The following is a 24409-nucleotide window of genomic DNA, read 5'->3' on the forward strand; positions in this document are numbered from 1 at the left end:
CCCGGTCGGTGGGCGCGGCCCGGCCGCGCCCACCGCCACCGCCCGAAACCATCAACTGAGCCAACTCGATGTGAGGGATAACTAAGTGCTCGACGTCAACTTCTTCGACGAGCTCCGCATCGGCCTGGCGACCGCCGACGACATCCGCCAGTGGTCGCATGGCGAGGTCAAGAAGCCCGAGACGATCAACTACCGCACCCTCAAGCCCGAGAAGGACGGCCTCTTCTGCGAGAAGATCTTCGGCCCGACCCGGGACTGGGAGTGCTACTGCGGCAAGTACAAGCGGGTCCGGTTCAAGGGCATCATCTGTGAGCGCTGCGGCGTCGAGGTGACCCGGGCGAAGGTCCGCCGCGAGCGCATGGGCCACATCGAGCTGGCGGCGCCGGTCACCCACATCTGGTACTTCAAGGGCGTGCCGAGCCGGCTGGGCTACCTGCTGGACCTGGCGCCCAAGGATCTCGAGAAGATCATCTACTTCGCCTCGTACGTGGTCACCGGCGTCGACGCCGAGGCGCGGCACCGCGACCTGTCCACGATCGAGAACGAGATCCTGGCCGAGAAGCGGCAGTCCGAGAACAGCCGGGACGCGGAGATCGAGAAGCGCGCCGCCAAGCTGGAGCAGGACCTGGCCGAGCTGGAGGCCGAGGGCGCCAAGGCCGACGTCCGCCGGAAGGTCAAGGAGGCCGGCGAGCGGGAGATGCGCCAGATCCGCGACCGGGCGCAGCGGGAGATCGACCGCCTGGACGAGGTGCTGGACACGTTCCGCAAGCTGGAGCCGAAGCAGCTGGTCACCGACGAGCTGCTGTACCGCGAGCTGCGCGACCGGTTCGGGGAGTACTTCACCGGCGCCATGGGCGCGGAGGCGATCAAGGCGCTGCTGGAGCGGATCGACCTGGACGCCGAGGCCGAGTCGCTGCGGGAGACCATCCGCACCGGCAAGGGCCAGCGGAAGATCCGGGCGCTCAAGCGGCTCAAGGTGGTCGCCGCGTTCCTGAACACCCGCAACTCGCCGCTCGGCATGGTGCTGGACTGCGTCCCGGTGATCCCGCCGGACCTGCGCCCGATGGTGCAGCTGGACGGTGGCCGGTTCGCCACGAGCGACCTGAACGACCTGTACCGTCGGGTGATCAACCGCAACAACCGGCTCAAGCGCCTGATCGACCTGGGCGCTCCCGAGATCATCGTCAACAACGAGAAGCGGATGCTGCAGGAGGCCGTCGACGCGCTGTTCGACAACGGCCGCCGCGGCCGCCCGGTCACCGGGCCGGGCAACCGCCCGCTGAAGTCGCTGTCCGACATGCTCAAGGGCAAGCAGGGCCGGTTCCGGCAGAACCTGCTGGGCAAGCGCGTCGACTACTCCGGCCGCTCGGTCATCGTGGTCGGCCCGCAGCTCAAGCTGCACCAGTGTGGCCTGCCCAAGCAGATGGCGCTGGAGCTGTTCAAGCCGTTCGTGATGAAGCGCCTGGTCGACCTGAACCACGCGCAGAACATCAAGTCGGCCAAGCGGATGGTCGAGCGCCAGCGGCCGGTCGTGTGGGACGTGCTGGAGGAGGTCATCGGGGAGCACCCGGTGCTGCTCAACCGCGCGCCCACCCTGCACCGGCTGGGCATCCAGGCGTTCGAGCCGCAGCTGGTCGAGGGCAAGGCGATCCAGATCCACCCGCTGGTCTGCACCGCGTTCAACGCGGACTTCGACGGCGACCAGATGGCGGTGCACGTGCCGCTGTCCGCCGAGGCGCAGGCCGAGGCGCGGATCCTGATGCTGTCCTCGAACAACATCCTCAAGCCGTCGGACGGCAAGCCGGTCACCATGCCCACCCAGGACATGGTCATCGGCCTGTACCACCTGACCCACCGCACGTCGGAGGGCAAGGGCGCCGGCGTGCAGTTCAGCTCGGACGCCGAGGCCCGGATGGCCTTCGACGCGGGTGAGCTGCACCTGCAGGCGCCGATCAAGGTTCGGCTGCGGAACGTGGTCGAGGTGGACAACGGCGTCGGTGCCGAGAAGTGGACCGCTCCGGAGGACTGGACGCCGGGCGAGCCGCTGGTCGTCGACACCACGCTGGGCCGGGTGCTGTTCAACGAGACGCTGCCCGTCGGGTACCGGTTCGTGAACTACGAGATCCGCAAGGGTCAGCTCTCGCAGATCGTCAACGACCTGGCCGAGCGCTTCCCGAAGGTGGCCCTGGCGGCCACGCTGGACGGCCTGAAGGAGGCTGGCTTCCACTGGGCCACCTGGTCCGGCGTCACCATCGGCATGGAGGACGTCATCGCTCCGCCGCGCAAGCGGGAGATCCTGGAGCGGTACGAGAAGGAAGCCGAGCGGATCGACAAGCAGTACCAGCGCGGCCTGATGACCGCCGAGGAGCGGCGCGGCGAGCTGATCGAGATCTGGACCAAGGCGACCAACGAGGTGGCCAAGGAGTTGGAGAGCGCGCTGCCGCAGGAGAACACCCTGTGGAAGATGATCAACTCGGGCGCCCGGGGCAACCTGCTCCAGCTGCGCCAGATCGCGGCGATCCGCGGCCTGGTGGCCAACCCCAAGGGTGAGATCATCCCGCGGCCGATCAAGGCCAGCTACCGCGAGGGCCTGTCCGTGCTGGAGTACTTCATCTCCACCCACGGTGCCCGCAAGGGTCTGGCCGACACCGCGCTGCGGACCGCCGACTCGGGTTACCTGACCCGTCGTCTGGTGGACGTCTCGCAGGACGTCATCATCCGCGAGGAGGACTGCGGCACCGAGCGGGCCATCCCGATGCAGGTGGCCACGGTCATGGACGGGAAGCACTTCGTCCACGAGCACGCCGAGACCAGCGTGCACGCTCGGACCCTGGCGGAGGATGTCAAGGGCGCGGACGGCTCGATCGTGGTGGAGCGGGGCGCCGACCTCAACTCCATCCTGGTCGACAAGCTGGTCGCGGCCGGCGTCGAGAACGTCCGGGTGCGCAGCGTGCTGACCTGCGAGTCCAAGCTGGGCGTCTGCGCGGCCTGCTACGGCCGTTCGCTGCCGACCGGCAAGACCGTGGACGTCGGCGAGGCGGTCGGCATCATCGCCGCCCAGTCGATCGGTGAGCCGGGTACCCAGCTCACGATGCGGACCTTCCACACCGGTGGCGTCGCGGGTGAGGACATCACCCAGGGCCTGCCGCGGGTCCAGGAGATCTTCGAGGCGCGGGTGCCCAAGGGCAAGGCGCCGATCGCGGACACTCCCGGACGGGTCCGGATCGAGGACGGCGAGCGGTCCCGGAAGATCATCGTTGTGCCGGACGACGGCTCCGACGAGATCGTGCACGACAAGATCGCCAAGCGGGTCCGGCTGCGGATCCAGGACGGCGGTCACGTCCAGGTCGGCGAGAAGTTGACCGAGGGCACGATCGACCCGCACGAGTTGCTGCGGGTGCTCGGGCCGCGGGCGGTGCAGGTCCACCTGACCCAGGAGGTCCAGGAGGTCTACCGCTCGCAGGGCGTGCTCATCCACGACAAGCACATCGAGATCATCATCCGCCAGATGCTCAAGCGGGTGACGGTCATCGACTCCGGCTCGACCGAGTTCCTGCCGGGCCTGCTCGTGGACCGGGCGCTGTTCGAGAGCGAGAACCGGCGGCTGGTGGCCGAGGGCGGCGAGCCCGCGGCGGGGCGTCCGGTGCTCATGGGTATCACCAAGGCGTCCCTGGCGACGGAATCGTGGCTGTCCGCGGCCTCGTTCCAGGAGACGACCCGGGTGCTCACCGACGCGGCGATCCACGCCCGCAGCGACTCGCTGATCGGGCTCAAGGAGAACGTCATCATCGGCAAGCTCATCCCGGCCGGTACGGGCATCGGCAAGTACCGCAACATCCGGGTCGAGCCGACCGAGGAGGCGAAGGCCAAGGTGTACTCGATGACCGGGTACCCGGAGACCGACTACGGCTTCGGGCCGGCCAGCGGGCAGGCCGTGCCGCTGGACGACTTCGACTTCGGGTCGTACCGGTAACCGTTGATCGACGAAAGGGTCCCGGCTCCGGCCGGGGCCCTTTCTTGTGTCTTCTGTCGAGAGAGAACTCTCGAGAGAAAGCGAGATCATCGGTGAGACGGCCACCACCTGCTCGTTCCACCTGCGCCAGCTCGCCCGGTACGGCTTCGTGGAGGAGGCCGGTGGGGGCCGGGGTCGCAGCCGGCCCTGGCGCCGCGTCCACGAGGGGTGGCGGGCGCCGGCCCAGCCGGAGAACCCCGAGTTCACCGCGGCCTCGCAGACCCTCGACCGGATCCTGCTGGACTGGCTCACCGCCCGGGCCCGCCGGTACATCGAGGACGTGGCCGGCTACCCGGCCGAATGGCAGGAGGTCGCGGTCGGCAACCAGAACCTGTACCACCTGACCGCCGCCGAGCTCGCGGAGTTCGCTGCCGAGCAGCGGGAACTGCACCGCAGGTACCGGGAGCGCTACGACGAGCGCCAGGACGACCCGGCCAAGCGCCCGCCCGGCACGCTCCCCGTGGAGATCCTGACGATGGCGTACCCGACCGAGCGGCAGCAACGGCGCCGCCGGCCTGACCTTCATGTTCTTCGCCGCGCCGGCGCTGCTCGCCCCGCTCGCCGGCCTGTTCGTCGACCGGGTCCGCCGCCGCCCCCTGCTCGCCGCCGCGAACCTCGCCGGCGCGGTGATGCTGCTGCCGCTCCTGCTCGTCCGGGGCGCCTCGGACGTCTGGATCATCTACGCGGTGATGCTGCTCTACGGCGCCCTCAACGTGCTCATCGCGCCCGCGCAGTCCGCCCTGCTGGTCGGGATGCTCCCGGCGGAGCTGCTCGTCTCGGCCAACTCGGAGCTGCGGACCGTCCAGGAGAGCCTCCGGCTGGTCGCGCCGGTCGGCGCCGCGGCCCTGTTCGCCGCCTTCGGCGGCCCGGCCGTCGTCGTCCTCGACGCCATCACGCTCGTCGGCGCCGCCGCGTTCACCCTCTCGCTGCGGTACCGGGAGCCGCGCCCGACCCCGGCGCCGATCCGCTTCGTGGCGGACCTGGCCGCCGGCGTCCGCCACGTGGCGGGCGACGCGCTGCTGCGCCGGATGGTCCTCGCCTGCGCGGTGCTCATGCTGGTGCTCGGCTTCGCCGAGTCGCTCGGCTTCGCCGTGATCGGCAGCGGCCTGCACAAGCCGCCGGAGTTCATCGGCGTCACCCAGTTCTTCCAGGGCGTCGGCGCGATCGCCGCCGGGCTGGTCACGGCCCGGGCGGTCCGCCGGCACGGCGAGGTGGTGGTCACCGCGGTCGCGTTCGGGCTGTTCGCCGTCGCCACCCTGCTCAACGCGCTGCCGGTGCTCGGCGCGGTGCTCGCCGGCAAGATCCTCTCCGGCGCCGGGTTCACCGCCGCCGTCATCGCGCTGCTCACCCTCCTCCAGCGCCGGTCGCCCGGCCCGCTCCAGGGTCGCGTGTACGCGGCGTTCGAGGTCGCCACGACGGTCCCGCAGACCGTGTCGATCGGCGTCGGCGCGTACCTGGTCACGGCGCTGGACTACCGGATGATCCTGGTCGCCCAGGCCGTGGTGACGCTGGTCGCCGCCTTGCTCGTACTCCGCGCCCGCACGGTACCGCCCGCGCCGCCCGTTGCGGCGGGGGTCCCGACCGAACGGGTGCCCGTGGAGGCATGATGAGGGGATGCAGACGATGCCGGCGCCGGCGGGGGCCGAACCCTCGGTCCGCCACCCGCTCGACCCGGACCCGATCCGCTCCACGAAGGCCGGCGCGGTCTTCGCCCTCGGCCTCGCCGCGCTGCTCACCGGCGCCTTCGTCGGCGGCCTCATCCCCGGCACGCTCGCCCTGCTGCTGGCCAGGGAGGCCCGCCACCAGGCGTACGCCGCCAAGGGGTACCTGACGGGCGCCCGCTGGATCCGGCGGGGCGAGATACTGGCGTGGATCGGCCTGGTGCTCGGCGTCGCGACGCTCACGGTCGCGGTCATCATCGGGCTGTTCACCTGGGCGGCGGCCCCGCCGGGGCAGGACTTCGCCCCGGGTACCAACTAGCCGGACGACAGCAGGGAGCAGGCGTGGCGGACGAGGAGCACGGACCCGCAGGCGCGTCGCCGGTGTCCGATCCGCCCGACGCCGCTCCCGGCGCGAAGGAGCCGGCGACGCCTCCCGCCGGCGAGCAGCCAGCGGCGGACCCCGCTGCGGAGGGCTCGGCGGGTTCCGGCGCGGAGGGCTCGGCGGGTTCTGACGCGGAGGGCTCGGCGGGTTCTGACGTGGAGGGCTCGGCGGCTCCGGTCACGGAAGGGCCGGCGGCGGGCGGGCCGGCGGCGGGCGGGCCGGCGGCGGGTGGGGCGGAGGACGGCGCCGAAGCTGCCGCGCACCCGGTGCCTCGGCCGCCCAGCCTGACCGGGCCGCCGCCGGGGCACCCGTTTGCCCCACCGGCCCCGGAGCCGGTCGACACGCCCGGATGGGCGCCACTGGGCGGCCCGGTCACACCGCCGAGCGGCCCGCCGGCCGCGCCGGGCAGTGCCGCGACGTCCTGGGGCCAGCCCGCCTCTGGCGGTCCGACGGCGTGGGGTCAGCCCACGGGTGGTGTGGCACCCGCCGGAGGGCGGCCCGAGCCGGGCGGTGGCGGGGCGGGGTTGGGGCAGCCGGGCCAGCCAGAGCCCGGTGCTCCGGTGGGGTGGGGTCAACCCGCGCCCGGCAGCGCGCCACCGGCCTGGGGCCAGCCTGGATTCGTTGCGCCTCCGCCGTGGAATTCCGCCGCCCCGCCGCCCATCGGCCCGCCCGGGCAGCACGCATGGCCCCAGCCCGGCCCGCCCGCTGGCCCGCCTGCTGGCTCGGCGGCTGGCCCGCCTGCTGGCTCGGCCGCTGGCTCGTTTGGTGCGCAGCCCGGTAGCGAGCCCGGCTCCAACGCCAGCTTTCAGCCCGGCTCCCAGCCAGGCAGCGACCTCGGAGCCCAGCCGGGCGCGCCGCCTGGCTCCCAGCCGAGCGGCCCGCCCGCGTGGAGCGCGTTGCCCGGTGGGCCGGCGGGCGCGCAGCCGGGCAGCCACGGTGGGCCGGCGGGCGCGCAGCCGGGCAGTCCGGCCGGGTGGGGGCCGCAGTCCGGTGGTCCCGGCTGGAGCCCGCACGTCGGCCCGCCGCCGGGTCAGTACCCCTGGGTGCCGCAGCAGGGCCAGCAGGTGGCCTGGGGGGCACCACAGCCGCCGGTTCCAGCGACGTGGGCGCCGACGCGGCCGCCGGCCCCTCGGGACGGGTGGCGGCCGCCGCAGCGGGTCGAGCGGGTGGACGGGACGCCGTTCGGGCTGGCGTACCTGGCGGTGCCGCGGGCGGTGTCCGGCATGGCGGTCGGCTCGCTGGTCTCGGGCATCGGCTCGGTCCTGGTCAGCGGCGTGGTCGGCTGCCTGGGGCTGGCCGGGGCGCAGGGCGGCTGGGGTGCCGCGGTCGCCGGTGCGTTCACCGTGCTGGCCTGCGCGCTCGGCGCCGCCGCCGGGGTGCTCGGCCTGGCCGGGCTGCGGCAGGCCCGGCGGGACCCGGCCGTGAGCGGGCGCGGGTTGGCGATCGCCGGCCTGAGTTGCGGGGGCACGGGAATAGCGCTGGCCCTGCTGCTGTTGTTCGCGGCGGTGCTGCTTCAGGCCGCTTAGGCTGTGTCCTGAGGTGCTGACCGGAGCGCGGCGAGGGTGGCGCGCCAACGCCGCCGGGCCCTGGGGGGATACCTGAGCGGGCACGCCGGACGACCCGGTACACTTGCGCATCGGGAGTGTTCTGCCACGGGTCGGGTCACACGGGTCGGGTAAATAGATCGGCTTCGGCTCCGTTTTGACCTGTGCCCGCTGGGTGGGTACTCTTTTCCCTCGTGCCCGGGCCCGCCCTGGGCAGTTCGTGCGTGCCCCGGCCGCCGTGCCAGAGGGCAACGCCACGACAATGACAAAACTTTCCGGTGCCGTGCGTAGCGCTGCGCCGGAGCCCGCGAGAGGGCGACACGCCCGACCGCGGGTGCCGGACAGACCCGGTGCCGAGACAGAAGAACAGGACAGGGAGCGGAGAGACCCGGTGCCCACGATCCAGCAGTTGGTCCGCAAGGGCCGCCAGGCGAAGTCGAGCAAGACCAAGACGCCGGCGCTGAAGGGGAGCCCTCAGCGGCGCGGCGTGTGCACCCGTGTGTACACGACCACCCCCAAGAAGCCGAACTCGGCGCTGCGGAAGGTCGCGCGCGTCAAGCTCAGCAGCCAGATCGAGGTGACCGCGTACATCCCCGGCGTCGGCCACAACCTGCAGGAGCACTCGATCGTGCTCGTCCGCGGCGGCCGGGTGAAGGACCTCCCGGGCGTCCGTTACAAGATCGTCCGCGGTTCGCTCGACACCCAGGGTGTCCGCAACCGCAAGCAGGCGCGCAGCCGCTACGGCGCGAAGAAGGAGAAGAGCTGACATGCCGCGTAAGGGCCCCGCTCCGCGTCACCCCGTCGTCGCGGACCCGGTGTACAACTCCCCGCTCGTCACGCAGTTGGTGAACAAGATTCTCCTCGCCGGCAAGCGGCAGCTCGCCGAGCGGATCGTGTACGACGCCCTGGAGGGCTGCCGGGAGAAGACCGGTACCGACCCGGTCGTCACCCTGAAGCGGGCGATGGACAACGTGAAGCCGACCCTCGAGGTCCGCAGCCGCCGTGTCGGTGGCGCGACCTACCAGGTGCCGGTCGAGGTGCGCCCGTCCCGGGCGACCACGTTGGGCCTGCGTTGGCTGGTCCAGTACAGCCGGGCGCGGCGCGAGAAGACGATGGTGGACCGGCTGATGAACGAGCTGCTCGACGCGAGCAACGGCCTCGGTGCCGCGGTGAAGCGGCGCGAGGACACGCACAAGATGGCCGAGTCCAACAAGGCATTCGCGCACTACCGCTGGTGATCCCAGCGGTCAACGACGAGAAGTAGGGATTTTCCAGTGGCCGCCGCAGACGCGCTCGCCAAGGTTCGCAACATCGGCATCATGGCGCACATCGATGCCGGCAAGACCACTACCACCGAACGGATCCTGTTCTACACCGGCATCACGTACAAGATCGGCGAGACCCACGAGGGTGCCGCCGTCATGGACTGGATGGAGCAGGAGCAGGAGCGCGGTATCACCATCACTTCCGCCGCCACTAAGTGCGAGTGGAAGGACCACACGATCCAGATCATCGACACGCCGGGCCACGTCGACTTCACGGTCGAGGTGGAGCGGTCGCTGCGGGTGCTGGACGGCGCGGTGGCGGTCTACGACGGTGTGGCCGGCGTGGAGCCGCAGACCGAGAACGTGTGGCGGCAGGCGGACAAGTACAACGTGCCCCGGATGTGTTTCGTCAACAAGATGGACCGCACCGGCGCCGACTTCTTCCGCTGCGTCCAGATGATGGTGGACCGGCTGAACGCCACCCCGCTGGTGCTCCAGATCCCGATCGGCAGCGAGGCCGACTTCGTCGGCGTCGTCGACCTGATCGGGATGCGCGCGCTGACCTGGCGCGGCGAGACCCAGAAGGGCGAGGACTACGCGGTGGAGGAGATCCCCGCGGACCTTGCCGACCAGGCGGCCGAGTGGCGCGAGAAGCTGCTCGAGACGCTGGCGGACGTGGACGACGCGGTCATGGAGAAGTACCTCGAGGGCGAGGAGCTCTCCGCCGAGGAACTGCGGGCCGGCATCCGCCGCGCCACGATCGCGGGCAGGGCGAACCCGGTGCTGACCGGGTCGGCGTTCAAGAACAAGGGCATCCAGCCCATGCTCGACGCCGTCGTCGAGTTCCTGCCGTCCCCGACGGACATCCCGGCGATCGAGGGCACCGCGACCGACGGCGAGACGCCGCTGCTGCGCAAGCCGTCGACCACCGAGCCGTTCTCCGGCCTGGCCTTCAAGATCCAGACCGACAAGCACCTCGGCAAGTTGACCTACCTGCGGGTCTACTCCGGCAAGGTCGACTCGGGCTCCCAGGTGGTCAACTCCACCAAGGACCGCAAGGAGCGGATCGGCAAGATCTACCAGATGCACGCGAACAAGCGCGAGGAGCGCGCGTTCGCGCAGGCCGGCGACATCGTCGCCGTGCAGGGTCTGAAGCAGACCACCACCGGCGACACGCTGTGCGACCCGGCGAACCCGGTCATCCTGGAGTCGATGACCTTCCCGGAGCCGGTCATCGAGGTGGCGATCGAGCCGAAGACCAAGGCCGACCAGGAGAAGCTCGGCACCGCGATCCAGCGGCTGGCCGAGGAGGACCCGACCTTCCGCGTCAAGAACGACGAGGAGACCGGGCAGACGGTCATCGCCGGCATGGGCGAGCTGCACCTGGACATTCTGGTGGACCGGATGCGCCGCGAGTTCAACGTCGAGGCGAACATCGGCAAGCCGCAGGTGGCGTACCGGGAGACGATCCGGCGCGCGGTCGCGAAGGTCGAGTACACCCACAAGAAGCAGACGGGTGGCTCCGGCCAGTACGCCCGCGTGATCATCTCGCTTGAGCCGCTGCCGCTGGACAGCGACTCGCTGTACGAGTTCCACAACGCCGTCACCGGCGGCCGCATCCCGCGGGAGTTCATCCCCTCCGTGGACGCGGGCGCGCAGGACGCCATGCAGTACGGCGTCCTGGCCGGCTACCCGCTGGTGGGCGTCAAGCTCACCCTGGAGGACGGCCAGTACCACGAGGTCGACTCGTCCGAGATGGCGTTCAAGATCGCTGGCTCGATGGCGCTGAAGGAGGCGGCCCGCAGGGCCGACCCGGCGCTGCTCGAGCCGATGATGTCCGTTGAGGTCACCACTCCCGAGGAGAACATGGGTGACGTCATCGGCGACCTCAACTCCCGCCGTGGCATCATCCAGGCGATGGAGGAGCGCGGGGGTGCCCGCGTCGTCCGTGCCCTGGTGCCACTGTCGGAGATGTTCGGCTACGTCGGCGACCTGCGGTCGAAGACCCAGGGCCGGGCGAGCTACAGCATGCAGTTCGACTCCTACGCCGAGGTTCCGGCCAACGTGGCGAAGGAGATCATCGCGAAGGCGACCGGAGAGTAGTCACTCCCCGGCTCCGCCGGAGCGTCGTACTGCGCAAGCCGGGCCTGGCGGCGCGGCCGCAAGAAAGACCACGAACTAGACGTCCACAGGAGGACACCAGTGGCGAAGGCGAAGTTCGAGCGGACTAAGCCGCACGTCAACATCGGCACCATCGGTCACATCGACCACGGTAAGACGACGCTGACCGCGGCCATCACGAAGGTTCTGCACGACCGGTACCCGGAAGTGAACCCGTACACGCCGTTCGACCAGATCGACAAGGCGCCGGAGGAGAAGTCCCGCGGCATCACGATCTCCATCTCGCACGTCGAGTACCAGACCGAGAACCGGCACTACGCGCACGTCGACTGCCCCGGTCACGCCGACTACATCAAGAACATGATCACCGGTGCGGCGCAGATGGACGGCGCCATCCTGGTGGTGGCGGCGACTGACGGCCCGATGCCGCAGACCCGCGAGCACGTGCTGCTGGCCCGCCAGGTCGGCGTCCCGTACATCGTCGTGGCGCTCAACAAGAGCGACATGGTCGACGACGAGGAGCTGCTCGAGCTGGTCGAGCTGGAGGTCCGCGAGCTGCTGTCGTCGCAGGAGTACCCGGGCGACGACCTGCCGGTGGTGCGGGTCTCCGCGCTGAAGGCACTCGAGGGCGACCAGGAGTGGGCCGACCGGCTCATGGAGCTGATGAACGCGGTCGACACCGCGATTCCGCAGCCGGAGCGCGAGGTCGACAAGCCGTTCCTGATGCCGATCGAGGACGTTTTCACGATCACCGGTCGCGGCACCGTGGTAACCGGCCGCGCCGAGCGTGGCGTGCTGAAGCCGAACGAGGAGGTGGAGATCGTCGGCATCAAGGAGAAGTCGATGCGGACGGTCGTCACCGGTATCGAGATGTTCCGCAAGCTGCTGGACGAGGCCCGGGCGGGCGAGAACGTCGGCCTGCTGCTGCGTGGCATCAAGCGCGAGGATGTCGAGCGCGGCATGGTGGTCGTCAAGCCGGGCACCACGACCCCGCACACGGAGTTCGAGGCGCAGGTCTACATCCTCTCCAAGGAGGAAGGCGGCCGGCACACCCCGTTCTTCCAGAACTACCGTCCGCAGTTCTACTTCCGGACCACGGACGTCACCGGCGTCGTCACGCTGCCCGAGGGCACCGAGATGGTCATGCCGGGCGACAACACCTCGATGTCCGTGAAGCTGATCCAGCCGATCGCGATGGAGCAGAACCTGCGCTTCGCGATCCGCGAGGGCGGCCGGACGGTCGGCGCGGGCCAGGTCACGAAGATTATCAAGTAAACGAGGTAACCCCCGATTTCATCGTGCCGTGCAGATGCGGCATAATGATTAGGTTGCGTTGCGGGTGATCGGGCCTGCTCTTGAGCGGGCCCGATCACCACGCGCGGTGCTGGGAGCCCCATTCGGGGGTCCCGCGCCCAGCTTCCGCGTTGCGGGCGTGGTGCCCGGCGGGTCAAGTCGGAGCCGGCGAGAGCCGGTGGAGTCTGGCCAGCCGCGCGACACGCCCGACCGCGGGGGTCGGACAAGGTCGGTGCGCCGGCGGATGGAAACAGCGCCGGCGAGGATCGCATCTACAGAAGGAACCGAAGCCACCATGGCGGGACAGAAGATCCGCATCCGGCTCAAGGCGTACGACCACGAGGTCGTTGACTCCTCGGCGCGGAAGATCGTCGAGACCGTGACCCGTACCGGAGCGCAGGTCGCGGGCCCGGTGCCGCTGCCGACGGAGATCAACCGCTTCTGCGTGATCCGTTCGCCGCACAAGTACAAGGACTCGCGCGAGCACTTCGAGATGCGCACGCACAAGCGTCTGATCGACATCATCGACCCGACCCCGAAGACGGTCGACTCGCTGATGCGCCTGGACCTCCCGGCCGGCGTCGACATCGAGATCAAGCTGTAGGGACTGCGAACTCATGGACAGGCAAGTGAAGGGCATCCTGGGCGCCAAGCTCGGCATGACCCAGGTCTGGGACAACGGCCGCGTCGTCCCGGTGACCGTGGTGCAGGCCGGGCCGTGCGTGGTCACCCAGGTTCGCACCGCGGACAAGGACGGCTACTCCGCCGTCCAGCTGGCGTACGGCGCCATCGACCCGCGCAAGGTCAACAAGCCGAAGTCCGGGCACTTCGCGAAGTCCGGTGCGGCGCCGCGGCGGCACATCGTCGAACTGCGCACCACCGACGCCAGCGAGTACGAGCTGGGCTCGGAGGTCACGGTCGACGCGTTCGCCGCCGGTGCCCCGGTCGACGTCACCGGCCGGACCAAGGGCAAGGGCTTCGCCGGCGTCATGAAGCGGCACGGGTTCCACGGCCTGCGCGCCAGCCACGGCGTGGAGCGCAAGCACCGCTCGCCCGGCTCCATCGGCGCCTGCGCGACCCCGGGTCGCGTGTTCAAGGGCGTGCGGATGGCGGGCCGGATGGGTGGCGTGCGCTACACCGTGCAGAACCTGACGGTCCAGGCCATCGACGCCGAGAACAACCTGCTGCTGGTCAAGGGCGCCATCCCCGGCCCCAAGGGCGCGCTGGTGCTGGTCCGCTCGGCCGCCAAGAAGGGTGGTGCGACCGCATGACCACCGTTGACGTGCTGAACGCCGAGGGCGCGAAGGCCGGCTCCGTCGAGCTGCCCGCCGACATCTTCGACGCGCAGGCGAACATCCCGCTGATGCACCAGGTCGTGGTGGCGCAGCTGGCCGCGGCGCGGCAGGGCACCCACAAGACCAAGACCCGCGGCGAGGTGTCCGGCGGCGGCCGGAAGCCGTACAAGCAGAAGGGCACCGGCCGGGCCCGCCAGGGCTCGACCCGGGCGCCGCAGTTCGCCGGCGGCGGTGTCGTGCACGGCCCCGTGCCGCGTGACTACAGCCAGCGCACGCCCAAGAAGATGAAGGCGGCCGCGCTGCGCGGCGCCCTGTCCGACCGGGCGCGTGACGGCAAGGTGCACGTGGTCGAGTCGTTCGTGACCGGCGAGAAGCCGTCCATCAAGGTGGCCCTCGGCGTGCTGCGCAAGCTGTCCGAGGCGCCGCGGGTGCTGGTGGTGCTCGCCGGCGACGACGAGCTGAACTGGCTCTCGCTGCGCAACGAGCCGTCGGTGCACCTGATCGAGGCGGGCCAGCTCAACACGTACGACGTGCTGGTGGCCCACGACGTGGTCTTCACCCGGGCGGCCCTGGACGAGTTCCTGGGCGTGCCGGCGGCGACCGGAGAGGAGGCGAAGTGACCACCATCGCGGATCCGCGCGACATCATCATCGCGCCGGTCGTCTCGGAGAAGAGCTACAGCGTCCTGGACCGGAACTGGTACACGTTCCTGGTTCACCCGGACGCCAACAAGACCGAGATCAAGATCGCGATCCAGCAGATCTTCAACGTCCGCGTGCTGACGGTGAACACCGCCAACCGCGAGGGCAAGCGCAAGCGCACCCGCACCGGGTGGGGACGGCGCAAGGCCACCAAGCGGGCGCTGGTGAAGCTGGCCGACGGCGACCGCATCGAGGCCTTCGGCGGCCCGGTCAGCTAGGGGTGTAGACAGATGCCTATCCGTAAGTACAAGCCGACGACCCCGGGCCGCCGCGGTTCCAGCGTCGCCGACTTCGCCGAGATCACCCGGTCCGCGCCGGAGAAGTCGCTGCTCGTTCCGCTGCCGAAGAAGGGCGGCCGGAACGCGCACGGCCGGATCACCGCCCGCCACCAGGGCGGCGGCCACAAGCGCCAGTACCGGCTGATCGACTTCAAGCGGGTCGACAAGGACGGCGTGCCGGCGAAGGTCGCGCACATCGAGTACGACCCGAACCGGACCGCGCGGATCGCGCTGCTGCACTACGCCGACGGCGAGAAGCGGTACATCCTCGCGCCGAAGGACCTCAAGCAGGGCGACCGGGTCGAGTCGGGCCCGGGCGCGGACATCAAGCCGGGCAACAACAAGGAGCTGCGCGGCATCCCCGTGGGCACCACGGTGCACGCGGTCGAGCTGCGCCCGGGCGGCGGCGCCAAGCTGGCCCGCTCGGCCGGCTCCGGCATCCAACTGCTCGGCCGCGAGGGCCAGTACGCCACGCTGCGGATGCCCTCCGGCGAGATCCGGCGGGTGGACGTGCGCTGCCGCGCGACCGTGGGCGAGATCGGCAACGCCGACCAGTCCAACATCAACTGGGGTAAGGCCGGCCGGATGCGGTGGAAGGGCAAGCGCCCGACCGTCCGCGGTGTGGCCATGAACCCGATCGACCACCCGCACGGCGGTGGCGAGGGCAAGACCTCCGGCGGTCGCCACCCGGTGAACCCGAAGGGCAAGCCCGAGGGCCGCACCCGCCGCAAGGGCCAGCCGAGTGACCGGCTGATCGTCCGCCGCCGCTACGCCAACCGCAAGCGCGGCTAAGGGGAGAACTGACAGATGCCTCGCAGCCTGAAGAAGGGCCCGTTCATCGACGACCACCTGCTCAAGAAGGTGGAGACGCAGAACGAGAAGGGCTCGAAGAACGTCATCAAGACCTGGTCGCGGCGCTCGACGATCATCCCCGAGATGCTGGGACACACGATCGCGGTGCACGACGGGCGCAAGCACGTGCCCGTGTTCGTGACCGAAGCGATGGTCGGGCACAAGCTCGGCGAGTTCGCCCTGACCCGCACGTTCAAGGGTCACGAGAAGGACGACCGGAAGAGCCGTCGGCGCTGAGCCGCGTGGCAAGAAGAGGATCGAGGGGTTACAGCGATGCCAGTTAAGGGCGACGCTCCGGCACTGCCGGGCGCGCGGGCGGTAGCGCGGCACGTCCGCGTCTCGCCGACGAAGGCGCGCCGTGTCGTCAACCTCGTCCGCGGCCTGCCCGCGAAGGAGGCGCTCACGGTGCTGCAGTTCGCGCCGCAGGCGGCGAGCGAGCAGGTCTACAAGGTGGTGGCCAGCGCCGTCGCCAACGCCGAGAACAACGAGCGGCTGGACCCCGACGCGCTGCTGGTGGCCGAGGCGTACGTGGACGAGGGCCCGACGCTGAAGCGGTTCCAGCCGCGGGCGCAGGGCCGGGCGTACCGGATCCGCAAGCGGACCTGCCACATCACCATCGTGGTGGAGGCCGTGCAGCCCAGCCAGGCACGGCCGGGCGGCGCGGCGGCGAAGAAGGCCGCGGCGAAGAAGGCCGCGCCGGCGAAGCAGACGGCCACGAAGAAGGCGGCGCCGGCCACGGCGGCGGCGAGCACGGCCGAGCCGACGAACGACACGGAGGGTGCCGAGTAATGGGCCAGAAGGTTCACCCGCACGGCTTCCGGCTCGGCATCTCGACCGACTGGAAGTCCCGCTGGTACGCGGACAAGCTCTACAAGGACTACATCGCGGAGGACGTGAAGATCCGCCGGATGATGTCCCGGGGCCTGGAGCGCGCCGGTATCTCCAAGGTGGACATCGAGCGCACCCGGGACCGGGTTCGGGTCGACATCCACACCGCCCGGCCGGGCATCGTCATCGGCCGCAAGGGCGCGGAGGCCGACCGGATCCGCGGCGAGCTGGAGAAGCTCACCGGCAAGCAGGTGCAGCTGAACATCCTCGAGGTGAAGAGCCCCGAGTCGGACGCGCAGCTGGTCGCGCAGGGCGTGGCCGAGCAGCTGTCCAGCCGGGTCAGCTTCCGTCGGGCGATGCGCAAGGCGATGCAGTCGGCGATGAAGAACCCGCTCGTGCGGGGCATCCGGGTGCAGGTCTCGGGCCGCCTGGGCGGCGCCGAGATGAGCCGCACGGAGTTCTACCGCGAGGGCCGGGTGCCGCTGCACACGCTGCGGGCCAACATCGAGTACGGCTTCTTCGAGGCGCGCACCACCTTCGGCCGGATCGGCGTGAAGGTCTGGATCTACAAGGGCGACGCCGTGCCGGGTCGCGAGGCTCCGGCGGAGGCGCCGACCGGGCGTTCGCGCCGCGACCGTGGCGACCGTCCCGAGCGTCCGCGCCGCGGCCGGTCCGGCTCCGCCGGTACCACCGCCGGTGGGACCGAGACGGGCCGCGCCGCCGCCGCGAACCTGGCGACGGCGGACACCACGGTTGGCGAGCAGGTCGCCGGCGAGACGGCGGCGGCGGCCGCGGCGGCGCCGGCAGAGAAGCAGCAGGAGGGCTGAGAGATGCTGATGCCCCGTAAGCCCCCGAAGGGGTTCCGGAAGCCGCACCACCCCGAGCGCAGCGGCGCCGCCAAGGGCGGTACCCGCGTGTCGTTCGGCGAGTTCGGCATCCAGGCGCTGGAGCCGGCGTACGTGACCAACCGTCAGATCGAATCGGCCCGTATCGCAATGACCCGGCACATCAAGCGTGGCGGCAAGGTCTGGATCAACGTGTTCCCGGACCAGGCCATCACCAAGAAGCCGGCCGAGACGCGGATGGGCTCCGGCAAGGGTTCGCCCGAGTGGTGGGTCGCGAACATCAAGCCGGGGCGCATCCTGTTCGAGATGTCCTTCCCGAACGAGACGATCGCGCGCGAGGCGATGCGCCGCGCGATCCACAAGCTCCCGATGAAGTGCCGCATCGTGACACGCGAAGTGGGTGAAGTGTGATGGCCGCCGGTACCAAGGCCGCCGAGCTGCGCGAGCTCTCCGACGAGGAGCTGGTGAGCCGTCTGCGGGAGGCCAAGGCCGAGCTGTTCAACCTCCGCGTGCAGGGTGCGACCGGGCAGCTGGACAACAACAGGCGCCTCCAGGTCATCCGCCGGGAGATCGCCCGGATCTACACGATCATGCGCGAGCGCGAGCTGGGCCTCTCCGCCGCGCCCGACGCCGTGGCCGCTGAGGTGAACGCGTAATGAGTGAGACCAGCACGGCCGCCCGCCCCCAGCGCAAGCAGCGCGAGGGCATCGTGGTGAGCGACAAGATGAACAAGACCGTGGTCGTCGAGGTCGAGGACCGGGTGAAGCACCCGCTCTACGGCAAGGTCATGCGCCGCACCAGCAAGCTGAAGGCGCACGACGAGGCCAACGCGTGCGGCATCGGCGACCGGGTGCTGCTGATGGAGACCCGTCCGCTGTCCGCCACCAAGCGGTGGCGGGTCGTGGAGATCCTCGAGAAGGCCAAGTAAGCACCCACCGTTCCGCCAGGCTCCGGTAGCCCCGGAGAACCGGCTGACTTCAGGAGATAGACGTGATTCAGCAGGAGTCGCGACTGCGCGTCGCCGACAACACGGGTGCACGGGAGATCCTGTGCATCCGGGTGCTCGGCGGCTCGGGTCGGCGCTACGCGGGCATCGGCGACATCATCGTGGCCACGGTGAAGGACGCCATCCCGGGCGCGGGTGTGAAGAAGGGCGACGTCGTCAAGGCGGTCATCGTCCGCACGGCCAAGGAGCGGCGGCGCCCGGACGGCTCGTACATCCGCTTCGACGAGAACGCCGCCGTGATCATCAAGGACGGCGGGGACCCGCGGGGTACGCGCATCTTCGGCCCGGTGGGCCGGGAACTGCGCGACAAGCGGTTCATGAAGATCATCTCGCTGGCTCCGGAGGTGTTGTGACCGTGAAGGTCAAGAAGGGCGACACGGTCATCGTCATCGCCGGCCGGGACAAGGGCGCGAAGGGCAAGGTCATCGCGGCGCTCCCGGACCAGAACAAGGTGATCGTCGAGGGCGTGAACCGGGTCAAGAAGCACACCCGCATCCGTACCACCCAGCGCGGCGCCAAGACCGGCGGCATCGTGACGCAGGAGGCCGCGATCCACGTATCGAACGTGATGGTGGTCGACTCAGACGGCAACCCGACCCGGGTTGGTGCCCGGTTCGACGACAACGGGCAGAAGGTCCGTGTGTCGCGCAAATCCGGTAAGGACCTGTGATGACGACGGCAACGCAGACCAAGGTGACGCCGCGGCTCAAGGAGCGGTACCAGCGCGAGATCGCGGGCCAACTGCGCGAGCAGTTCGCCTTCGGCAACCCGATGCAGGTGCCCCGCCTCGTGAAGATCGTGGTCAACATGGGCGTCGGCGAGGCGGCCCGGGACGCCAAGCTGATCGATGGCGCCGTGCGCGACCTGGCCACGATCACCGGCCAGAAGCCGCAGGTGCGCCGGGCGACCAAGTCCATCGCGCAGTTCAAGCTCCGCGAGGGCATGCCGATCGGCGCGAAGGTGACCCTGCGCGGCGACCGGATGTGGGAGTTCCTGGACCGGCTGCTGTCGATCGCGCTGCCCCGGATCCGCGACTTCCGCGGCCTGGACGGGCGCAAGCTGGACGGCAGCGGCAACTACACGTTCGGCCTGACCGAGCAGTCGGTGTTCCACGAGATCGACCAGGACCGGATCGACCGCACCCGGGGCATGGACATCACCGTGGTGACCACCGCGAAGACCGACGACGAGGGCCGGGCGCTGCTCAAGCTCCTGGGCTTCCCGTTCAAGGAGCAGTGAGATGGCGAAGAAGGCGCTGATCATCAAGTCGGCGGCCAAGCCGAAGTTCTCGTCCCGGGCCTACACCCGGTGCCAGCGGTGCGGTCGTCCCAAGGCGGTGTACCGCAAGTTCGGGCTCTGCCGGGTGTGCATCCGGGAGATGGCCCACCGCGGCGAGCTGCCCGGCGTTTCCAAGGCCAGCTGGTAATCCGCTGGTGACGCAGACTTGCTTCGCCGAAGGCCCCGGCCGGGGAACCACGGCGAGAAAGGTTTCGACGAACTCATGACGATGACCGATCCGATCGCAGACATGCTGACCCGTCTGCGCAACGGCAACCAGGCGTACCACGACCGGGTGGTCATGCCCTACTCGAAGATCAAGGCGAACATCGCCGAGGTCCTCAAGGCGGAGGGCTACATCACCGCCTGGGCGGTGGAGGAGCCCGAGCAGGGTGGCGTCGGCAAGCAGCTGGTGGTGGAGCTCAAGTACGGCGGCAACCGCGAGCGCAGTCTCGCCGGTATCCGCCGGGTCTCCAAGCCCGGCCTGCGGGTGTACGCCAAGTCGCCGGAGCTGCCGCGGGTGCTCGGCGGCCTGGGCGTGGCCATCATCTCGACGTCCCAGGGGCTGCTCACCGACCGGCAGGCCCGCAAGCGAGGGGTGGGCGGGGAAGTCCTCGCCTACGTCTGGTGAGGAAGATCTGCAATGTCGCGAATCGGACGTAAGCCGATCACGGTGCCCGCGGGCGTCGACATCACGATTGACGGGGCGACCGTCAAGGTCAAGGGCCCCAAGGGCGAGCTCCAGCACATCCTGGCCGAGCCGATCGCCGCGGAGCGCGGCGACGACGGCCAGCTGTACGTGACCCGCCCGAACGACGAGCGGCGGGCCAAGGAGCTGCACGGCCTGAGCCGGACCCTGGTCGCCAACATGATCGTCGGTGTCACCAACGGGTACCGCAAGACGCTGGAGATCGCCGGCACGGGTTACCGGGTCACCGCCAAGGGCACCGACCTGGAGTTCGCGCTGGGCTTCTCGCACCCGGTCACGGTCAAGCCGCCGGCGGGGATCACGTTCACCGTGGAGAAGCCCACGCTGTTCCACGTGAGCGGGATCGACAAGCAGCAGGTGGGCGAGATCGCCGCGAACATCCGGAAGATCCGTCCGCCGGAGCCGTACAAGGGCAAGGGCGTCAAGTACCAGGACGAGGTCATCCGCCGGAAGGCCGGAAAGGCAGGTAAGAAGTGAGCGCCACACTGCTCAAGCGCCGCCGCGGCGTGGCCGCGAAGCGCGCCGTCGGGCGGGCTCGGCGCCACTTCCGGGTCCGCAAGCACCTGGTGGGCACCGCCGAGCGTCCCCGCCTCGTGGTCACCCGCTCGCTGCGGCACATCACCGCGCAGATCGTGGACGACGGCAAGGGTTTCACCCTGGTGTCCGCGTCCAGTCTGGACGCGTCGATCCGCGGCGGCGAGGGCGACAAGAGCGCCCTGGCCGGCAAGGTCGGTGCGCTACTCGCCGAGCGGGCGAAGGCCGCGGGCATCACCAAGGTCGTCTTCGACCGCGGTGGCAACCGGTACGCGGGGCGGATCGCCGCGCTGGCCGGGGCCGCCCGCGAAGCCGGACTCGAGTTCTAGGAAGGAAGACCAATGCCAGGTCCACAGCGCCGGGGCGGCGGGTCCGGTAGCGGCGAGGGCGGCGGGCGCCGCGAGGGCCGCGGCCGGGACGGCGGTCGCGGCAACGCGTCCGTCGAGAAGACCCCGCACCTCGAGCGGGTCGTGACCATCAACCGCGTCGCCAAGGTCGTCAAGGGCGGCCGCCGCTTCAGCTTCACCGCGCTGGTCGTGGTGGGCGACGGCGACGGCACCGTCGGCGTCGGCTACGGCAAGGCCAAGGAGGTGCCCGCGGCGATCGCCAAGGGCGTCGAGGAGGCCAAGAAGCACTTCTTCAAGGTGCCCCGGATCGGCTCCACGATCCCGCACCCGGTGCAGGGCGAGGACGCCGCGGGCGTGGTCCTGCTGAAGCCGGCCTCCGCCGGTACCGGTGTGATCGCGGGCGGGCCGGTGCGCGCCGTGCTGGAGTGCGCGGGCATCCACGACGTGCTCTCCAAGAGCCTCGGCTCGTCCAACCCGATCAACATCGTGCACGCCACCGTGACGGCCCTGAAGAGCCTCGAGTCCCCGGAGGCGGTCGCGACGCGTCGCGGCCTGCCGGTCGAGGACGTGGCGCCGGCCGCGATGCTCGCGGCGGCGCGGGCGGGGGTGGGTTCCTGATGGCCCGCCTCAAGGTGACGCAGGTCCGCTCGAAGATCGGGACCAAGCGCAACCAGCGGGAGTCGCTGCGGTCGCTGGGCCTGAAGCGGATCAACGACGTGGTGGTCAAGGAGGACCGGCCGGAGATCCGCGGCATGATTTTCGCGGTGAACCACCTCGTGCGGGTGGAGGAGGTGGAGTAGATGACGATCAGGGTGCACCACCTGCGTCCGGCGCCGGGCGCCAAGACCGAGAAGACCCGGGTGGGTCGCGGTGAGGGCTCGAAGGGCAAGACCGCCGGTCGCGGTACGAAGGGCTCGAAGGCCCGCAAGAACATCCCGGCCGCCTTCGAGGGTGGCCAGATGCCGATCCACATGCGGCTGCCGAAGCTCAAGGGCTTCAAGAACAGGTTCCGGGTCGAGTACCAGGTGGTCAACCTGGCCCGGCTGGCCGAGCTGTTCCCGAACGGGGGCACCGTCGGCCCGCTGGAGCTGGTGCAGGCCGGCGCGGTCCGCAAGGGCCAGCCGGTGAAGGTGCTCGGCGACGGCGACCTGGCCGGTGTCAAGCTGGACGTGTCCGCGCACGCGTTCAGCGGGTCGGCCAAGGAAAAGATCGCCGCCGCTGGCGGCTCGGTCACCGAGCTGTAGGTAGTGGTCGACGAGGCGCCCGACCAGTCGCGGCCGCGACTGGCGGGCGTCGCCTCGACATAGGGAGCGGTAAATGGGGTGGCCGTGCTGACCCGACCCGCCCCCGGCTGTTAGAGTCCGTTCCCAGCCATGGATATCGGGCACTGCCGCCCGAACACCGCCCGCCGTCCGACCCCTCGGCGGCCGCTCCGCGCAGGAGGAAGAAGTTGCTGTCCGCCTTTCTCAGTGCGTTCCGAACGCCTGACCTGCGCAAGAAGCTGCTGTTCACGGTCTTCATCGTGGGCATCTACCGGCTCGGCGCCACGCTGCCCAGCCCCGGCGTCTCGTACGGCAACGTCGAGAAGTGCCTGGACATCATCAAGAACAGCGAGCAGAACGGCGTCTTCACGCTGCTGAACCTGTTCTCCGGCGGCGCGCTGCTGTCCCTGTCGGTGTTCGCGCTGGGCATCATGCCCTACATCACCGCCTCGATCATCCTGCAGCTGCTGACCGTCGTGATCCCGCGACTGGAGCAGCTGCGCAAGGAGGGGCAGTCCGGCCAGGCGAAGATCACCCAGTACACCCGGTACCTGACGCTGGGGTTGGCGGTCCTCCAGTCCTCGGCGTTCGTGGCGCTGGCCCGCTCCGGGCAGCTGTTCCAGAACCGCTGCGACCAGTACCCGATCGTGCCGGACATGAGCGCCAAGGGCATGCCGCAGTGGCTCACGCTGAGCGTCCTGGTGATCACGATGACCGCCGGCACCGGCGTCATCATGTGGCTCGGTGAGCTGATCACCGACCGGGGCGTCGGCAACGGCATGTCCGTGCTGATCTTCACCTCGATCGCCGCGCGGCTGCCCGGCGAGGGCTGGACGATCAAGGAGCAGAAGGGCTGGTACTGGTTCTTCGCGGTGCTCGCCCTGGTGCTGCTGATCATCACCGCGGTCGTCTTCATCGAGCAGGCGCAGCGGCGCATCCCGGTCCAGTACGCGAAGCGGATGGTCGGCCGGCGGATGTACGGCGGCACCTCCACCTACATCCCGCTCAAGGTGAACCAGGCCGGCGTCATCCCGGTCATCTTCGCCTCGTCGCTGCTGTACCTGCCGCAGCTGGCGCTCCAGTTCGGCGACCAGAACAACCCCGGCAACTTCGAGATCTGGGTCCGCGACAACCTGGCCAGCCCGACCAGCTGGATCTACATCACGGTGTACTTCCTGCTGATCATCTTCTTCACCTACTTCTACGTCTCGATCACGTTCAACCCGACCGAGGTCGCGGACAACATGAAGAAGTACGGCGGGTTCGTGCCGGGTATCCGCCCGGGCAAGCCGACGGCGGAGTACCTTGACTTCATCCTCAGCCGGATCACCCTCCCCGGCGCGCTCTACCTTGGCCTCATCTCGGTCCTGCCGAACTTCTTCTTCATCTGGCTGGACAGCCAGACGTACCAGAACTTCCCCTTCGGCGGTACGGCCGTTCTGATCATGGTTGGTGTGGGCCTGGAGACGGTCAAGCAGATCGAGAGTCAGCTGATGCAGCGTAACTACGAAGGGTTCCTGCGCTAGTGCGTCTGGTGTTGGTCGGTCCCCCCGGGGCGGGCAAGGGGACACAGGCCGAGTTCATCGCCGCGCACCTCGCCGTGCCCAAGATCTCTACGGGCGACATCTTCCGGGCCAACGTCTCCCAGCGCACCGAGCTGGGCATCGAGGCCAAGCGCTACATGGACGCCGGCGAGCTGGTCCCTGACGAGATCACCATCAACATGGTGCGGGACCGGCTCGCCGAACCGGACGCCGGGGACGGCTTCCTGCTCGACGGCTTCCCCCGCACCGTGCCGCAGGCGGCCACCCTCGACAAGATGCTGGTCGACATGGGCACCTCGCTGGACCTGGTCCTCGAGCTGGTGGTCGACGACGACGAGGTGATCCGGCGGCTGTCCGGCCGGCGCACCTGCCGCGGCTGCGGGAAGATCTGGCACGTCGAGTTCGACCCGCCCACCGACGACGCGGTCTGCGACCGCTGCGGCAGTGAGCTGTTCCAGCGCGACGATGACAAGCCGGAGACCATCGCCCGCCGGCTGGAGGAGTACGCCAACAAGACGGCGCCGCTGGTGGACTACTACGGCGCCCAGGGCAAGCTGGTCGGCATCGACGCCACCGGCCCCGTGGAGGACGTCACCGTGCGCGCTATCGACGCGCTGCGGTCGTACGGCGGCTGAGCGGCGGTAGCTTTCAG

The 24409-nt window shown here is 69.9% G+C and carries 31 protein-coding genes; all 31 read left to right on the top strand.

Translation table 11 applies throughout. The features are described 5' to 3' along the window. Positions 1–85 precede the first annotated feature (85 nt). The gene (locus tag KJS59_RS13135) at positions 86–3973 is read left to right on the top strand and encodes a DNA-directed RNA polymerase subunit beta' (protein ID WP_213453134.1); all 3888 of its coding nucleotides are present in this window, start codon (positions 86–88) and stop codon (positions 3971–3973) included. Between the two features lie 563 nt (positions 3974–4536). Next, complete coding sequence (locus KJS59_RS13140) at positions 4537–5619, top strand: MFS transporter (RefSeq protein WP_213453135.1); 1083 nt, start codon at positions 4537–4539, stop codon at positions 5617–5619. A 7-nt stretch (positions 5620–5626) separates the two neighbouring features. Further along, entirely contained in the window at positions 5627–5992 is a 366-nt protein-coding gene (locus KJS59_RS13145) for a hypothetical protein (RefSeq protein WP_213453136.1), read from the top strand. Between the two features lie 1229 nt (positions 5993–7221). Continuing rightward, on the top strand, positions 7222–7581 hold the full coding sequence (locus KJS59_RS13150; protein ID WP_213453137.1) for a hypothetical protein: 360 nt from the start codon (positions 7222–7224) through the stop codon (positions 7579–7581). Positions 7582–7990: 409 nt separating this feature from the next. Beyond that, positions 7991–8365, top strand: a complete 375-nt coding sequence (rpsL, locus tag KJS59_RS13155) for a 30S ribosomal protein S12 (RefSeq protein WP_213453138.1) — start codon at positions 7991–7993, stop codon at positions 8363–8365. Between the two features lies 1 nt (position 8366). After that, positions 8367–8837: a 30S ribosomal protein S7 gene (gene rpsG / locus KJS59_RS13160; protein ID WP_213453139.1), complete on the top strand. Its 471-nt coding sequence runs from the start codon at positions 8367–8369 to the stop codon at positions 8835–8837. Between the two features lie 36 nt (positions 8838–8873). After that, positions 8874–10967: an elongation factor G gene (gene fusA / locus KJS59_RS13165; protein WP_213453140.1), complete on the top strand. Its 2094-nt coding sequence runs from the start codon at positions 8874–8876 to the stop codon at positions 10965–10967. 99 nt (positions 10968–11066) lie between these two features. Continuing rightward, entirely contained in the window at positions 11067–12260 is a 1194-nt protein-coding gene (gene tuf, locus KJS59_RS13170; RefSeq protein ID WP_213453141.1) for an elongation factor Tu, read from the top strand. Positions 12261–12573: 313 nt separating this feature from the next. Further along, complete coding sequence (rpsJ, locus tag KJS59_RS13175) at positions 12574–12882, top strand: 30S ribosomal protein S10 (protein ID WP_007073037.1); 309 nt, start codon at positions 12574–12576, stop codon at positions 12880–12882. Between the two features lie 13 nt (positions 12883–12895). Beyond that, the gene (gene rplC, locus KJS59_RS13180) at positions 12896–13549 is read left to right on the top strand and encodes a 50S ribosomal protein L3 (RefSeq protein ID WP_213453142.1); all 654 of its coding nucleotides are present in this window, start codon (positions 12896–12898) and stop codon (positions 13547–13549) included. After that, complete coding sequence (rplD, locus tag KJS59_RS13185) at positions 13546–14193, top strand: 50S ribosomal protein L4 (protein ID WP_213453143.1); 648 nt, start codon at positions 13546–13548, stop codon at positions 14191–14193. The genes rplC and rplD overlap by 4 nt, the downstream gene beginning before the upstream one ends. Then, entirely contained in the window at positions 14190–14492 is a 303-nt protein-coding gene (gene rplW, locus KJS59_RS13190) for a 50S ribosomal protein L23 (protein ID WP_213453144.1), read from the top strand. Before rplD ends, rplW begins: the two co-directional genes overlap by 4 nt. A gap of 12 nt (positions 14493–14504) precedes the next feature. Next, positions 14505–15344, top strand: coding sequence for a 50S ribosomal protein L2 (gene rplB, locus KJS59_RS13195; protein WP_213453145.1), 840 nt, complete (start codon positions 14505–14507; stop codon positions 15342–15344). A gap of 15 nt (positions 15345–15359) precedes the next feature. After that, positions 15360–15641 (top strand): 30S ribosomal protein S19, encoded by a 282-nt coding sequence (rpsS, locus tag KJS59_RS13200; RefSeq protein WP_013735950.1) that lies wholly within the window; start codon positions 15360–15362, stop codon positions 15639–15641. A 36-nt stretch (positions 15642–15677) separates the two neighbouring features. After that, the gene (gene rplV, locus KJS59_RS13205; RefSeq protein ID WP_213453146.1) at positions 15678–16193 is read left to right on the top strand and encodes a 50S ribosomal protein L22; all 516 of its coding nucleotides are present in this window, start codon (positions 15678–15680) and stop codon (positions 16191–16193) included. Then, positions 16193–17059: a 30S ribosomal protein S3 gene (gene rpsC / locus KJS59_RS13210; RefSeq protein WP_213453147.1), complete on the top strand. Its 867-nt coding sequence runs from the start codon at positions 16193–16195 to the stop codon at positions 17057–17059. Before rplV ends, rpsC begins: the two co-directional genes overlap by 1 nt. Positions 17060–17062: 3 nt before the next feature. Continuing rightward, entirely contained in the window at positions 17063–17488 is a 426-nt protein-coding gene (gene rplP / locus KJS59_RS13215; protein ID WP_213453148.1) for a 50S ribosomal protein L16, read from the top strand. Beyond that, a complete protein-coding gene (gene rpmC / locus KJS59_RS13220) occupies positions 17488–17733 on the top strand; it encodes a 50S ribosomal protein L29 (protein WP_213453149.1) in 246 nt (81 codons plus the stop codon). The genes rplP and rpmC overlap by 1 nt, the downstream gene beginning before the upstream one ends. Then, positions 17733–18005 (top strand): 30S ribosomal protein S17, encoded by a 273-nt coding sequence (rpsQ, locus tag KJS59_RS13225; RefSeq protein ID WP_213453150.1) that lies wholly within the window; start codon positions 17733–17735, stop codon positions 18003–18005. Before rpmC ends, rpsQ begins: the two co-directional genes overlap by 1 nt. 62 nt (positions 18006–18067) lie before the next feature. Next, positions 18068–18436, top strand: coding sequence for a 50S ribosomal protein L14 (rplN, locus tag KJS59_RS13230; RefSeq protein WP_213453151.1), 369 nt, complete (start codon positions 18068–18070; stop codon positions 18434–18436). Continuing rightward, a complete protein-coding gene (rplX, locus tag KJS59_RS13235) occupies positions 18433–18753 on the top strand; it encodes a 50S ribosomal protein L24 (protein ID WP_213453152.1) in 321 nt (106 codons plus the stop codon). Before rplN ends, rplX begins: the two co-directional genes overlap by 4 nt. Continuing rightward, the gene (gene rplE / locus KJS59_RS13240; RefSeq protein ID WP_213453153.1) at positions 18753–19322 is read left to right on the top strand and encodes a 50S ribosomal protein L5; all 570 of its coding nucleotides are present in this window, start codon (positions 18753–18755) and stop codon (positions 19320–19322) included. The genes rplX and rplE overlap by 1 nt, the downstream gene beginning before the upstream one ends. Before the next feature lies 1 nt (position 19323). Further along, positions 19324–19509: a type Z 30S ribosomal protein S14 gene (locus KJS59_RS13245; protein WP_213453154.1), complete on the top strand. Its 186-nt coding sequence runs from the start codon at positions 19324–19326 to the stop codon at positions 19507–19509. A gap of 75 nt (positions 19510–19584) precedes the next feature. Further along, positions 19585–19992, top strand: a complete 408-nt coding sequence (rpsH, locus tag KJS59_RS13250) for a 30S ribosomal protein S8 (protein ID WP_213453155.1) — start codon at positions 19585–19587, stop codon at positions 19990–19992. Positions 19993–20004: 12 nt separating this feature from the next. Continuing rightward, entirely contained in the window at positions 20005–20547 is a 543-nt protein-coding gene (gene rplF, locus KJS59_RS13255; RefSeq protein ID WP_213453156.1) for a 50S ribosomal protein L6, read from the top strand. Then, complete coding sequence (rplR, locus tag KJS59_RS13260; RefSeq protein WP_213453157.1) at positions 20544–20933, top strand: 50S ribosomal protein L18; 390 nt, start codon at positions 20544–20546, stop codon at positions 20931–20933. The genes rplF and rplR overlap by 4 nt, the downstream gene beginning before the upstream one ends. 12 nt (positions 20934–20945) lie before the next feature. After that, the gene (gene rpsE, locus KJS59_RS13265; protein ID WP_213453158.1) at positions 20946–21569 is read left to right on the top strand and encodes a 30S ribosomal protein S5; all 624 of its coding nucleotides are present in this window, start codon (positions 20946–20948) and stop codon (positions 21567–21569) included. Next, the gene (rpmD, locus tag KJS59_RS13270) at positions 21569–21751 is read left to right on the top strand and encodes a 50S ribosomal protein L30 (protein ID WP_213453159.1); all 183 of its coding nucleotides are present in this window, start codon (positions 21569–21571) and stop codon (positions 21749–21751) included. The genes rpsE and rpmD overlap by 1 nt, the downstream gene beginning before the upstream one ends. After that, complete coding sequence (gene rplO / locus KJS59_RS13275; RefSeq protein WP_213453160.1) at positions 21752–22195, top strand: 50S ribosomal protein L15; 444 nt, start codon at positions 21752–21754, stop codon at positions 22193–22195. Positions 22196–22401: 206 nt separating this feature from the next. After that, positions 22402–23739: a preprotein translocase subunit SecY gene (gene secY, locus KJS59_RS13280; protein ID WP_213453161.1), complete on the top strand. Its 1338-nt coding sequence runs from the start codon at positions 22402–22404 to the stop codon at positions 23737–23739. Next, positions 23739–24392, top strand: coding sequence for an adenylate kinase (locus KJS59_RS13285; protein WP_213453162.1), 654 nt, complete (start codon positions 23739–23741; stop codon positions 24390–24392). Before secY ends, KJS59_RS13285 begins: the two co-directional genes overlap by 1 nt. The last annotated feature ends 17 nt before the right edge of the window (positions 24393–24409 follow it).

The organism is Rhizomonospora bruguierae (assembly GCF_018397995.1).
Taxonomy (GTDB): Bacteria; Actinomycetota; Actinomycetes; order Mycobacteriales; family Micromonosporaceae; genus Rhizomonospora; species Rhizomonospora bruguierae.